Raw genomic sequence first — 12,181 nt, forward strand, 5'->3', positions numbered from 1 at the left:
CCACAGCAACCCGTACGTGAGCTGGCCCACACGGTCGACGGATGGTCACCACTGACCAGCGCATTGTCATGCGGATGCCCGAGTCCCGCCGACTCGACCGGCCCCGACCGTGACCCGAAGCACACCCGATCCGTTTGTCATCACGGCTGGAACATCCTTTCCCAGCCCCTGATGACCCAAGGAGTGTTCGTGCCGCGCTTGATCGACGTCAGCGACGAGGTCCGTGCCGAGATCGGCGACGACGAAGCAGACCGCCTGCTCACCGGTGTGACCGCACCGGACCGGTACGACTGCACCCATTGCCGTGCGCCCGGGGACGTCACCCAGGAGTCGACGGCGACCGTGCTGTTCGTCGGCGAGGAGACGGCCGTGCTGGCCTTCGCGCACTCGCGCTGCATTCCGTCCCAGGTCGTCCCGGTCGCCGAGGAGCAGCTGCTCGGCGCCGTGCGCAGCATCAGCGAGGCACCGCAGACGACGCCGCCCCAGGCCGCCTACGCACCCGCCCCCAGCGCCCCGGCCGCCCCCGCCGCCCTCCCGCAGCGCGGGCCGCAGGGCCCGGGCGGCCAGCCCCAGCAGGCCGCCGTGCTCGGCGTCACCTGCGGCCTGGTGCTGAGCCAGACCGGCCGGTACGCGGGCATCCCCCGGGCCGCCCTCGTGGTCGAGCCCACCGGCGCGGTCGGGCGGCCGGGCGACGAGTCCGGCCAGGACCACTTCGCGCCGATGCTGGTGGAGCAGGGCTTCGGCCAGGTCTTCGACGTGGAGCAGCCGCCGGTCGAGCTGCCCGGCTGGTCGGTGCTGATGGCCATGGGCCAGCTGCACGCCATCCTCCAGCCCGCCAAGGGCGGCGGCACCATCGCCTGGTGGCAGGCGCACCAGCCGCTGCAGGTGACCGACGCCTGGCGGTCCGCCGCGACCCAGCAGGGCGAGGTGGTGATGTACGCGGCGCCCGCCGGGAGCATCGGCCGCCAGCCCCGCGAGGACCTGCTGCGCAGCGCGATGGACGGCGCGGCCAGGCACGGTCTGCTGGTCGGCGCGGTGCTGCCGCTCGCCGGCACCTGAGTCGCGGCTGCCGCCCCGACTCACAACTGCTGCCCCGCATCCCGTGGGGCGTCCGGTCGTTGGCCATGGCGTGCAGACCTACAACTTCCCCCCGCCGCCCCGCTGGGCCGACAGTCGGCCGCCGAGCGCCCCGCTGATGCCCTCCCCCCGCTCGTACGAACCGGAGCCGCCCTCGGCGACTCCGATCTACGACACCCTGTACTCGGAGTTCCGGCGGCTGTTCCGCGCCCTCCCCGGGGACCACTCCGGCGAGGAGGACCTGCGCTTCACCGGCTTCGGCCCGTACTACCCGTCCGGCGACGACTACGCCTCGACCGGCGGCATGGGCCGCCACCGCGGCTACCTCTCGCTTCCGCCCGGCCGCGGCTGAGCGGCGCGCGGTCCCGGACGAACGGCTGTGGGCCCCAGGTCACCGACCTGGGGCCCACAGCCGTCCTGAGGACCAGGGACTACTTCTTGCGGCCGCGCTTCTCGCGCACCCGCACGCTGATCGAGATCGGCGTTCCGACGAAGCCGAACTCCTCGCGCAGCCGGCGCTCCACGAAGCGGCGGTAGCCGGCCTCGATGAAGCCCGAGGCGAACAGCACGAACCGCGGCGGCTTGGCGCCCGCCTGGGTGCCGAACAGGATGCGGGGCTGCTTTCCGCCGCGCACCGGGTGCGGGTGGGCCGCGACCAGCTCGCCGAGGAAGGCGTTGAGGCGCGCGGTGGGGATCCGGGTCTCCCAGCCCTCCAGCGCGGTCTCGATCGCCGGGACCAGCTTCTCCATGTGGCGGCCGGTCAGCGCGGAGACATTGACCCGGGGCGCCCACTGGACCTGGACCAGGTCGGTCTCGATCTCCCGCTCCAGGTAGTAGCGGCGCTCCTCGTCGATCTGGTCCCACTTGTTGTAGGCCACCACGACGGCGCGGCCGGACTCGACCGCCATCGAGATGATCCTGGTGTCCTGCTCGGCCAGGGTCTCGCTGGCGTCGATCAGGACGACGGCGACCTCCGCCTTCTCCAGCGCGGCGGCGGTGCGCAGCGAGGCGTAGAAGTCGGCGCCCGCGGTCTGGTGCACCCGGCGCCGGATGCCGGCCGTGTCGATGAACTTCCAGGTCTTGCCGCCGAGCTCGATCAGCTCGTCGACCGGGTCGCGGGTGGTCCCGGCGACCTCGTTGACGACGACCCGGTCCTCCTTGGCGACCTTGTTCAGCAGGCTGGACTTACCGACGTTGGGACGGCCGATCAGCGCCACCCGGCGCGGGCCGCCGACGGCCTCGCCGCCGAAGCGCTGCTCGGGCGCGGGCGGCAGCTTGGCCAGGATCGCGTCCAGCAGGTCGCCGGAACCGCGGCCGTGCAGCGCGGAGACGCAGTACGGCTCGCCGAGGCCCAGCGACCAGAGCATCGCGGCGTCGGCCTCGCCGGAGAGCCCGTCCACCTTGTTGGCGCAGAGCACCACCGGCTTGCCGGACTTGCGGACCAGCTTGACCAGCGCCTCGTCGGCGTCGGTGGAGCCGACCGTGGCGTCCACCACGAACAGCACCGCGTCGGCGTTCTCGATGCCGACCTCGGCCTGGGCGGCGACCATGGCGTCCAGGCCGAAGACGTCCAGCTCCCAGCCGCCGGTGTCGACGATCTGGAAGCGGCGGCCGTTCCAGGTGGCCTCGTACTGGACCCGGTCCCGGGTGACGCCGGGCTTGTCCTCGACGACCGCCTCGCGGCGGCCGATGATCCGGTTGACCAGGCTGGACTTGCCGACGTTGGGGCGGCCGACGATCGCGAGCACCGGCAGCGGCCCCGCGTCGGCGTTCAGGTCGCCGATGTCCTCGGGGTCGAAGCCCTCCTCGGCGGCGAGCGCCATGAACTCGGCGTAGTCCGCCGAGCTGATCTCATCGACGTTGCCGGCGGAGCCGTCAAGCCCACCGTTGCCGGCGTTGCTGCCGACGATCTCGTTGCTCATGGTGCGGTGCCAACTCTCGTTCGTGGTCGCCCGGGAGGGGCGCGCAAAGCTCAATGGACGGTGCGGGGGCCGGTGTTCGGAGAGGCGGGCCCTAGGCCCGGGCGCGCTCACGCACCAGTCCCAGGATGTGCGCGATGACCTCGTCCGGTGTCATCGTGCTGGTGTCGACCTCGACCGCGTCCTCGGCCTTGGCCAGCGGCGAGGTCGCCCGGCCGGAGTCGAAGGCGTCGCGGCGCTCGATGTCCGCCAGGATCGCGGCGGTCCCGGCCGGGTCGGTCACCCCGAGCTGCGCGGCCCGGCGGACGGCCCGGATCGAGGCCGAGGCGGTGAGGAAGACCTTGAGGTCGGCGGCCGGGAAGACCACCGTGCCCATGTCCCGGCCCTCGGCGACGATGCCGCGGGGGGCGGCCTCGGCCGAGCCGCGCTGCAGCTCGACCAGCCGGGTCCGCACCTCGGGAACGGCGGAGACGGCGCTCACCGCGCCGGTGACCTCGGTCCCGCGGATCGGCCCGGACACGTCCACCCCGTCGACCGTGATGGTCGGGCCGCCCGCGTCCGTACCGGACAGGATCACCGGCTTGGACGAGGCCAGCGCGACCGCGTCGGGGTCGTTGACGTCGACCCCGTTCTGCAGCAGCCAGTAGGTCATCGCCCGGTACATCGCACCGGTGTCGAGGAAGCTGAGGCCGAGCCGGGAGGCGATCTCACGGGAGACCGTGGACTTGCCGGTGCCGGCGGGGCCGTCCAGGACGATGATCACCGGGGCATCCGAACGGTCTGCGCCACTCGGTGCGTTGTGGAGGGCCACGGCGACAGTCCTTCTCTCGATCACGGCCTGCATGCATGGGCAGCACGGCTCGGCACGGCGGGGTCTTCCACCAAGGTTACCGGTCGGATCGCACTCGCCATCCCCGCTGCTGCAGCGCGGACGTGAGCCCCGCCACAGCGGAGGGGGCGACCATCAGCTGGACCAGGCCCGCCTGCAGCCCGGTGGAGTGCTCGATCAGCACGTCCTCGATGTTGACGCCGGCCCGTCCGGCCTCGGCGAAGAGGCGGGCCAGCTCGCCCGGCTGGTCGCCGATGACCACGGCGACCACCTCGTACCGGGTCGGCGGCGCACCATGCTTGCCGGGGATCCGGGCCCGGCCCGCGTTGCCGCGCCGCAGCACGTCCTCGACGGTGCTTGCGCCCTCCGCGCGCTTGGCCTCGTCGGCGGCCTGCATGCTGCGCAGCCCGGTGACGGCGGTGCCCAGGTCGGCGGCCAGCTCCTCCAGGATGTCGGCGACGACCCCGGCGTTGGCGCTGAGGATCTCCACCCACATCCGGGCGTTCGACCCGGCGATCCTGGTGGTGTCCCTGATCCCGGGGCCGGCCAGCCGCACCGCGTTCTCCTCGGCGTGCTCCAGCCGGGCCGCGACCAGGCTGGCCAGCACCTGCGGGGTGTGCGAGACCAGGGCGACGGCGCGGTCGTGCGCCTCGGCGTCCATCACCACGGGCACCGCCCCGCACAGGGCGACCAGTTCCAGCGCGGCATTGAGGGTGTCGGTGTCGGTGTCGGGCGTCGGCGTCAGCACCCAGGTGCGGCCCTCGAACAGGTCGGCACGCGCCGCCAGCGGGCCGGACCGCTCGGCCCCGGCCATCGGGTGGCTGCCGATGTAGTGGACGGTGTCGCAGCCCAGCGCGGCGATGTCCTGCCGGGGGCCCGCCTTCACGCTGGCGACATCGGTGTAGCAGCGGGCCAGGCCCTCGCGCTGGCACGCGGCCAGCACCGAGGCGATCATCGGCGGCGGCACCGCGATGATCGCGAGGTCGACCACCCCTTCCGGCCCGTCCACGGTGCCGGCCCCGAGCGAGGCGGCGGTACGGGCGGCGTCGGGGTCGGCGTCCCGGAGGTGCACGTCTATTCCGCGCGCGGTGAGCGCGAGCGCGGCGGAGGTCCCGATCAGTCCGGTGCCGATCACAGCGGCGGTACGCATGGCGGGCTACGTCCTTCGGTACGACACGGGACAGGGGCAGAGGGGCTGCTTCCCCCATGATTCCGTATCCCGGCCCACCACTGCGACCGCTTACCCGCGCCGGCGGCCGTGCGGATCGGGTCGGGGCGCAGGCCGACCCGATCGGCCGGGGGGAGAGTGCGGGCGAGGTGGTGGGACGCCCCCCGCGAAGCGCCCCACCACCTGGTCCGACCCGGTCACACTAATCCGACTGCCCGCCATGTGGAACCGCAGGTCCGCCGACTGAGACGCCGAGGGCCTTCCCCGGCTCGGGCGCCCTGCGGCCGAACCGCTGGGTGGTGGCGATGCAGCCGAGCACCAGCACCGCCGCGACCAGCGCGGACGCGGGCAGCCGCTCGCCGAGCAGCAGCACCGACCAGAGCAGGGTCAGCAGCGGCTGTGCCAGCTGCAGCTGGCTCGCCCGGGGCACGCCGATCACCGCCATCCCCCGGTACCAGAGCACAAAGCCGCCGAACTGGGAGACCGCGGCCAGGTAGCCGATCCCGGTGAGCGCGTGGGCGGTCAGCCCGACCGGCTCCACCGCCAGCGCGACCGCCGCCGTCAGCGCGGTCACCGGCAGGGCCGCGACCACGCCCCAGGCGATCACCTGCCAGCCCGGCAGCTCCCGGGCCAGCCGGCCGCCCTCCGCGTAGCCGACGGCGCAGACCAGCAGCGCGCCGAACAGGCAGAGGTCGGCGGCGGTCGGCCGCCCGTGGTTCTGCCGCAGTGCGAACACCGCGACCACCAGCGCCCCAACCCCCGCCGCGCCCCAGAACCAGGGCGAGAGCCGGGTACGGCCGAGAGCGGCCGAGACGGCGGCCGTCGCCAGCGGCAGCACCCCGATCACCACGGCGGAGTGCGCCGAGGTGGAGGTCTGCAGGGCCAGCGTGGTCAGCAGCGGGAATCCGACCACGCAGCCCAGCGCCACCGCCAGCAGCCCGCGCCAGTGCCGCCGCTCCGGTACCGGCACCCGGCCGCGACGCAGGCAGGCCAGGGCGAGCAGCGCCGCCAGCACGCCCCGGACGCCGGTGACCGTCCAGGGGCCGAGGCCGTGGCCGCCGTCCAGGGCCCAGGCGGTGGCGGGGAAGCTGAAGGAGAAGGTGAGCACGCCGAGGCCGGCCAGGGTCGCCCCACCGCTACCGGAGTCCAGGAAAGAGACGGTAGCGCTATCATGATCTCTCATGAATGAGCGTAGCAGTGTGGCCGCCCTGGCGGATTCCCTGCGCCGGGAGCTCCAGCGCTACCCGGACGGCCGGATGCTGCCGTCCAGCCGCGCGCTGATGGGCGAGTACCAGGTCGGCCCCGGCACGGTCTCCCGGGCGGTCGCCGTGCTCGCCGCCGAGGGCCTGGTGGTGTCCCGGCCGGGCGCGGGGGTGTTCCGGGTCCGCCGGGACGGCGGCCCGGCCGGCCGCGCCGGCGACCTGTCCTGGCAGCAGGTGGCGCTCAGCGCCGGGGCGGGCTCGCGCGGGGTGGACGCGGCCGGGGTGCTGGCCACGCTCACCGTCCCGCCGCCGGATGTGATCGACCTCAGCGGCGGCTACCTGCACCCCTCGCTGCAGCCCGAGCGGGCCCTGGCCGCCGCGCTGGCCCGGGCCGGGCGGCGGCCGGGGACCTGGAGCCGTCCGCCGGTCGAGGGCCTGCCCGAGCTGCGGGCCTGGTTCGCCGCCGACATCGCCGGCCCCGCGCACACCCTGAGCGCGGCTGAGGTGCTGGTCGCCGCGGGCGGGCAGAGCGCGCTCAGCACCGCGCTGCGCGCCCTGGCGCCCCCGGGCGCGCCGGTGCTGGTCGAGTCGCCGACCTACCCCGGCATCCTGGCCATCGCCCGCGCCGCCGGGCTGCGCCCGGTCCCGGTGCCGATGGACGCCGAGGGCGTGCGGACCGACCTGCTGGCGGACGCCTTCGCCGCGACCGGGGCCCGGGTGTTCGTCTGCCAGCCGCTGTTCCAGAACCCGACCGGGGCGGTGCTGGCACCGCGGCGACGGGTCGAGGTGCTGCGGATCGCCCGCGCCGCCGGGGCCTTTGTGGTCGAGGACGACTTCGCCCGGAAGCTGGTCCACGCCGACGCGCCGCCGCTGCCGCAACCGCTGGCCGCGGACGACCCGGACGGCGTGGTGGTGCACATCCGCTCGCTCACCAAGGCGAGTTCACCAAGCCTGCGGATCGCCGCCATCAGCGCCCGCGGGCCGGCGTTCGAACGGCTGCGGGCGCTGCAGGCAGTGGACAGCTTCTTCGTCCCCCGCCCGCTCCAGGAGACCGCGCTGGAACTGGTCGCCGCGCCGGCCTGGCGCACCCACCTGCGCACGGTCGCCACCGCGCTGCGCGACCGCAGGCTGGCCTTCACCCGTGAGTTGACGCCGCATCACATCCCCTACGGGGGATACCACCTGTGGCTCCGGCTGGCCGAGGGCGCGGACGAGACCGCGCTCACCGCCGCCGCCTTCCGGGCCGGGGTCGCGGTCACCCCCGGCCAGGCCTACTACCCGGCCGAGCCCCCGGCCCCGCACCTGCGGATCAGCTACTCGGGCGTGCCCGGCGTCCAGCAACTGACGGACGGGGCAAGGCTGCTGAAGCAGGTACTGGCCGGGGGCGGGTAGCACGGGCAGGCGCGGGAGGGTCAGAGGATCCGCAGCTCACGCGGCGTCAGATTGAGCCGCTCACCGCCTGCTTCGGTGCAGATGGCAATGTCCTCGATCCGGGCCCCGTAAAGGCCCGGCAGGTAGATGCCGGGCTCGATGGAGAAGGCCATGCCCGGCTCCAGCGGGCGGGCCGAGCCGGAGACGATGTAGGGCTCCTCATGGGTCTCAAGACCGATCCCGTGGCCGGTGCGGTGGATGAACCGCTCGCCGTAGCCGGCCTCGGTGATCAGGTCGCGGCCGACCGCGTCCAACTGCTCGGCGGTGAGGCCGGGCCGGACCGACTCGCACTGCGCGGTCTGCGCCGCCAGCAGCACCTCGAAGGCCCGCAGGTAGTCGGCCGGGGCCTCGCCCACGCAGTAGTTGCGGGTCGAGTCGGAGCAGTAGCCGGACGGCATGGTGCCGCCGATGTCGACCACCACCGGGTCGCCCGCCCGGATCACCCGGTCGGAGACCTCGTGGTGCGGGCTGGCCCCGTTCGGCCCCGAGCCCACGATGACGAAGTCCACCGTGGCGTGGCCCGCGGCGATGATCGCGTCGGCGATGTCCTCGCCCACCTCGCGCTCGGTACGCCCGGGCCGAAGCCAGTCGCCCACCGCCGCGTGCACGGCGTCGATCGCGGCGCCCGCCTGCCGCAGCGCCTCGGCCTCGGCGGCGGACTTGCGCATCCGCAGCTCCCCGAGCACCTCCCCGGCGAGCGCCTGCTCCGCCCCGGGCAGCGCGGCCCGGAAGGCCAGGACCTTCTCCGCCCACATGTGGTTGTCCAGGCCCACCCGCCGCAGCGCCCCGCCGGACGGCAGCCGTGAGGCGACCAGCGCATACGGGTCCTCGGTCTCCTGCCAGCCGACGATCTCGATCCCGAGACCGCCCACCGGCGAGGCCTCCGCGGCCGGCTGCTCCAGCAGCGGCACGACCAGGAACGGCTCCCCGCTCGCGGGCGCGACCAGGCAGGTCAGCCGCTCCAGCGGGAGCGCCTGGTAGCCGGTCAGATAGCGCAGGTCGGGACCGGGGGACACCAACAGGGCGTCAAGTCCGGCGTCGGCCGCGGCCTTCTGGGCGCGGGCGATCCGGTCGGCGGGGTACAGCGCAGCGTCATGGGCCATACCCGCAGTCCATCACGACGGCGCACCGGCTGCCACAGAACCCGTTCCGTCGAAAAAATCTGGGAGCGCTCCCGTTCAATCCCTTGACGTCAAACGCCGCCGCTGGCTTGATGTTCAGCGCCGAAGCCCACTCGCTGAAAGGTCTGGTGCCTCACTTCCATGGAAGCGCTCCCATATCTCCGGTCGAAGCCACTGCTCACCGCCCTGGCAGCCCTGGCCGCGGTGGTCGGCCTGGGCGCGGGCCCCGCCAGCGCCGCCGGTGCCGCCCCGCGACCGGCCGCCGCCGCCGCTCATACCCTCCCCGCCGGCAGCCGCTTCTTCGTCGACCCCGGCAGCAAGGCCGCCGCCCAGGCCCTCACCGATCTCAAGGCGGGCCGGCTCAAGGACGCCCTCACCATGGCCGAACTGGCCTCCTGGCCGGTCGCCCAGTGGTTCAACGGCACCGCGGCCCCGGCCACGACCACCCACGACATGGCCGTACTGCAGGCCAAGGCCGTCCTGGCGCACCAGGTGCCGGTCGCCGTCGCCTACAACATCCCCGGCCGCGACTGCGCCCAGTACTCCGCCGGCGGCGCGGCCACCAGCGCCGACTACGCGGCCTGGATCAACGCCCTGGCCGCCGGCATCGGCAGCCACCGCACCGTGGTCGTGCTGGAACCGGACGGCCTGGCGCTCAGCCCCGCCTACTGCGGCGGCACCGCCCAGCAGCAGACCGACCGGCTGGACCAGCTGAACGCCGCCGTCGACCGGCTGGAGCAGCAACCCGGCGCCCTGGTCTACCTGGACGGCGGCCACAGCGCCTGGCAGAACGTCGGCACCCAGGCCCAACTCCTGCTCCAGGCCGGGGTCTCCCGGGCCCAGGGCTTCTTCCTCAATGTCTCCAACTACCAGACCGACGCCGACCTCACCCGTTACGGGACCGAGGTCGCCCAGTGCACCTGGTACCTGCAGCACACCGCGGGCGCCTCCGCCGACGACTGCGCCAACCAGTACTGGCCCGCCGCCGACGCCGACGCCTGGTACTCGGCCCACGTCCCGGCCGGCGTCCCGCTGCCGCACTTCGTCATCGACAGCAGCCGCAACGGCCAGGGCCCGTGGACCCCGGCCGCGGGCACGTACACCGGCGACCCGCAGACCTGGTGCAACCCGCCCGGACGCGGTCTCGGCACCCGTCCGACCGCGGACACCGGGGTGCCGCTGCTGGACGCCTTCCTCTGGATCAAGGTCCCCGGCGAGTCCGACGGCAGCTGCACCCGCGGTACGGCGGGACCGGCCGACCCCGAGTACGGCAGCACCGACCCGGCCGCCGGGGTGTGGTGGCCCGCCCAGGCCCTGGGCCTGGCCAGGACCGCCGCACCGGCGCTGCGCTTCAACCTCGCACCCTTCGACTGAGCAACTGGGAGCAGCCGCCGGGCACATGCGCCGACCTCCCGCTCCGGCGCCCACGAGTGATCAGCAGGTCACTTGTGGGCGCCGGGAGGGGAGGGTACAACTGGGAGATGATTCTCCATCTGACGACGCTCGACGGCTGGCTGGCGCACCCCGACCGCCCCTACGCCACGGCCTCGCTGGCGCTGGAGGGTTTCATCCACTGCTCCCCCGAGCCGGACTCCCCCGACCAGCAGGACAGCCCGGTGCTGACGGTGGCCAACGACCGCTTCGCGCACACCCAGGGCCCGCTGATGGTGCTGCTCATCGACGAGGACGCGCTCGACTCCCCGGTCCGCTGGGAGGCCGCGGTCCCGGCCCCGCCGCCGGGCACCGCCGCGACCGTCCTCTTCCCGCACATCTACGGCCCGGTCAACCGCAGCGCGGTGGTGGGGATGCTGGAGGTCCAGCGGGACCACTCGGGGAAGTGGGCCAAGCTCATCCCCTGGAGCTGAGCCCGGCCGCCGGCTCATTACTGACTGTGCGTCACATGTGCACGGCCACCGGGGCGTCCGGGTCGACCGTGACCCGGCCGCGGCGGTAGAGCACACCGGCGACGACCATGCCCGCCGCGAAGAATCCGGCCGACCACCAGTAGGCGGTGGCGTAGCTGTGCAGCTGGGCCTGGGCCAGCACCTCCGGAGTGCGTCCGTGGCTGGTCGCGTAGGCGGTGGCGGCACTGGCGGCCAGGGTGTTCAGCAGCGCGGTGCCGATGGAGCCGCCGATCTGCTGCATGGTGTTGACCGCCGCCGAGGCCACCCCGGCGTCCTGCGCGCCGATCCGGTCGGTGGCCAGGCTCATCGCCGGGGGCAGCACCAGGCCGAGGCCGAGGCCGGTCAGCAGCAGCGCGGGCAGCACGTTCGCGGCGTAACCGCTGTGCAGGCCGAGACCGGTGAGCAGCACCATGCCGCCGGCCGCCATGGCCATCCCCAGCGGGACCACCGGCTTCGGACCGAACCTCGGGATCAGCACGATGGTGGACAGCTGCGCGGTGACGATCAGCGCGCCGATCATCGGCAGGAAGGCGAGCCCGGTGCTGACCGGGCTGTAGTGCAGCGACACCTGCAGGTAGTAGGTCAGGAACAGGAACACCCCGAACATGCCCGCCCCGGAGATCGCCACCACCAGGAAGGAGGCGCCGCGGTTGCGGTCGAGCAGCACCCGCAGCGGCAGCAGCGGGTGCTCGGCCCGGGTCTGCCACCAGCCGAACAGCGCCAGCAGCAGGCCGCCGGCCAGCAGGAAGCCCCAGGTCTGCGGGGAGGACCAGTGCTTGCTCTCGGCGTTGGAGAAGCCGTAGACCAGGCCGAACAGTCCGGCCGAGACCAGCAGGGTGCCGGGCAGGTCCAGCTTGGGGCGGTTGGCGGGGGCGCCGCGCTTGAGCAGGGCCAGGCCGCCGGCCAGCGCGAACACCGCGAAGAAGAGGTTCACATAGAGGGTCCAGCGCCAGCTGAGGTGCTCGGTGAGCAGTCCGCCGAGCAGCAGGCCGATGCCGCCGCCCGCGCCGGCGATGGCGCCGAAGATGCCGAAGGCCTTGGCCCGCTCCTTGGCGTCGGTGAAGGTGGTGTTGAGCAGCGACAGCGCGGCGGGGGCGAGCATCGCGCCGAAGAGGCCCTGCAGCGCCCGTCCGGCGACCAGGACCTCGAAGTTCCCGGCCGCGCCGGCCAGCGCGGAGGCGGCGGCGAAGCCGCCCACACCCACCAGGAAGACCACCTTGCGGCCGACCAGGTCGGCGAGCCGGCCGCCGAGCAGCAGCAGGCTGCCGAAGGCCAGCGAGTAGGCGGTGACCACCCACTGCCGGTCGTTGTCGGAGAAGCCCAGGGCGTGCTGCGCCGAGGGCAGGGCGATGTTCACCACGGTCGCGTCGAGGACGACCATCAGCTGGGCGAGGCCGATGACGGCCAGCACCCACCAGCGGTGCGCGGGCGCGTCCGCGGCGCGGGGCGGGGTGTCGACGCGGGCGTCGATCGATGTCTGGGTCATGGCCTCTCTCCGAACGAAACGGTTTCGTACGGAGCTAAGGTATA

The 12,181-nt window shown here is 73.7% G+C and carries 11 protein-coding genes; 5 read left to right on the forward strand and 6 right to left on the reverse strand.

Features of this window, described 5'->3' with window-relative positions; genetic code table 11:
* The first annotated feature begins 189 nt into the window (after positions 1-189).
* Both ACEZDG_RS03635 and ACEZDG_RS03640 read left to right on the forward strand, forming a co-directional pair.
* Entirely contained in the window at positions 190-1,059 is an 870-nt protein-coding gene (locus ACEZDG_RS03635) for a hypothetical protein (protein WP_380502138.1), read from the forward strand.
* A gap of 70 nt (positions 1,060-1,129) precedes the next feature.
* Positions 1,130-1,429 (forward strand): hypothetical protein, encoded by a 300-nt coding sequence (locus ACEZDG_RS03640; protein ID WP_380502140.1) that lies wholly within the window; start codon positions 1,130-1,132, stop codon positions 1,427-1,429.
* Between the two features lie 79 nt (positions 1,430-1,508).
* On the opposite strand, the gene der is transcribed toward ACEZDG_RS03640, so the two are convergent.
* The 4 genes from der to ACEZDG_RS03660 form a co-directional block, all read right to left on the reverse strand.
* Complete coding sequence (gene der / locus ACEZDG_RS03645) at positions 1,509-2,900, reverse strand: ribosome biogenesis GTPase Der (RefSeq protein WP_380502247.1); 1,392 nt, start codon at positions 2,898-2,900, stop codon at positions 1,509-1,511.
* A gap of 190 nt (positions 2,901-3,090) precedes the next feature.
* Positions 3,091-3,759, reverse strand: a complete 669-nt coding sequence (gene cmk, locus ACEZDG_RS03650) for a (d)CMP kinase (RefSeq protein WP_380502142.1) — start codon at positions 3,757-3,759, stop codon at positions 3,091-3,093.
* 124 nt (positions 3,760-3,883) lie between these two features.
* On the reverse strand, positions 3,884-4,975 hold the full coding sequence (locus ACEZDG_RS03655) for a prephenate dehydrogenase (RefSeq protein ID WP_380502144.1): 1,092 nt from the start codon (positions 4,973-4,975) through the stop codon (positions 3,884-3,886).
* Between the two features lie 220 nt (positions 4,976-5,195).
* Entirely contained in the window at positions 5,196-6,176 is a 981-nt protein-coding gene (locus ACEZDG_RS03660; protein WP_380502146.1) for a DMT family transporter, read from the reverse strand.
* Here ACEZDG_RS03660 and ACEZDG_RS03665 point away from each other — a divergent pair.
* Positions 6,175-7,587: an aminotransferase-like domain-containing protein gene (locus tag ACEZDG_RS03665; protein WP_380502148.1), complete on the forward strand. Its 1,413-nt coding sequence runs from the start codon at positions 6,175-6,177 to the stop codon at positions 7,585-7,587. The two genes, ACEZDG_RS03660 and ACEZDG_RS03665, sit on opposite strands and share 2 nt — an antisense overlap.
* A 20-nt stretch (positions 7,588-7,607) precedes the next feature.
* Here ACEZDG_RS03665 and ACEZDG_RS03670 read toward each other — a convergent pair whose 3' ends face one another.
* Positions 7,608-8,729, reverse strand: a complete 1,122-nt coding sequence (locus ACEZDG_RS03670; protein WP_380502149.1) for a M24 family metallopeptidase — start codon at positions 8,727-8,729, stop codon at positions 7,608-7,610.
* A gap of 159 nt (positions 8,730-8,888) precedes the next feature.
* Between ACEZDG_RS03670 and ACEZDG_RS03675 the strand changes: the two genes are divergently transcribed.
* Positions 8,889-10,121 carry a glycoside hydrolase family 6 protein gene (locus ACEZDG_RS03675; RefSeq protein WP_380502151.1) on the forward strand — a complete coding sequence of 411 codons (1,233 nt, stop codon included), beginning with the start codon at positions 8,889-8,891 and terminating at the stop codon, positions 10,119-10,121.
* A 107-nt stretch (positions 10,122-10,228) separates the two neighbouring features.
* Positions 10,229-10,612 (forward strand): DUF952 domain-containing protein, encoded by a 384-nt coding sequence (locus tag ACEZDG_RS03680; RefSeq protein WP_380502153.1) that lies wholly within the window; start codon positions 10,229-10,231, stop codon positions 10,610-10,612.
* A 31-nt stretch (positions 10,613-10,643) separates the two neighbouring features.
* Here the strand turns inward: ACEZDG_RS03680 and ACEZDG_RS03685 are convergent, their stop codons facing one another.
* Positions 10,644-12,137 carry an MFS transporter gene (locus tag ACEZDG_RS03685; protein WP_380502155.1) on the reverse strand — a complete coding sequence of 498 codons (1,494 nt, stop codon included), beginning with the start codon at positions 12,135-12,137 and terminating at the stop codon, positions 10,644-10,646.
* Positions 12,138-12,181 lie beyond the last annotated feature (44 nt).

It is taken from the genome of Streptacidiphilus alkalitolerans (assembly GCF_042511045.1).
In the GTDB taxonomy this organism is placed as follows: domain Bacteria; phylum Actinomycetota; class Actinomycetes; order Streptomycetales; family Streptomycetaceae; genus Streptacidiphilus; species Streptacidiphilus alkalitolerans.

Bases quoted from the DNA above. Each gene is read 5' to 3' on its own strand.
- der (WP_380502247.1), bottom strand. From the start codon at position 2,900: ATGGCGCTCGCCGCCGAGGAGGGCTTCGACCCCGAGGACATCGGCGAC.
- ACEZDG_RS03655 (WP_380502144.1), bottom strand. From the start codon at position 4,975: ATGCGTACCGCCGCTGTGATCGGCACCGGACTGATCGGGACCTCCGCC.
- ACEZDG_RS03665 (WP_380502148.1), top strand. From the start codon at position 6,175: ATGAATGAGCGTAGCAGTGTGGCCGCCCTGGCGGATTCCCTGCGCCGG.
- ACEZDG_RS03660 (WP_380502146.1), bottom strand. From the start codon at position 6,176: ATGAGAGATCATGATAGCGCTACCGTCTCTTTCCTGGACTCCGGTAGC.
- ACEZDG_RS03670 (WP_380502149.1), bottom strand. From the start codon at position 8,729: ATGGCCCATGACGCTGCGCTGTACCCCGCCGACCGGATCGCCCGCGCC.
- ACEZDG_RS03675 (WP_380502151.1), top strand. From the start codon at position 8,889: ATGGAAGCGCTCCCATATCTCCGGTCGAAGCCACTGCTCACCGCCCTG.
- ACEZDG_RS03680 (WP_380502153.1), top strand. From the start codon at position 10,229: ATGATTCTCCATCTGACGACGCTCGACGGCTGGCTGGCGCACCCCGAC.
- ACEZDG_RS03685 (WP_380502155.1), bottom strand. From the start codon at position 12,137: ATGACCCAGACATCGATCGACGCCCGCGTCGACACCCCGCCCCGCGCC.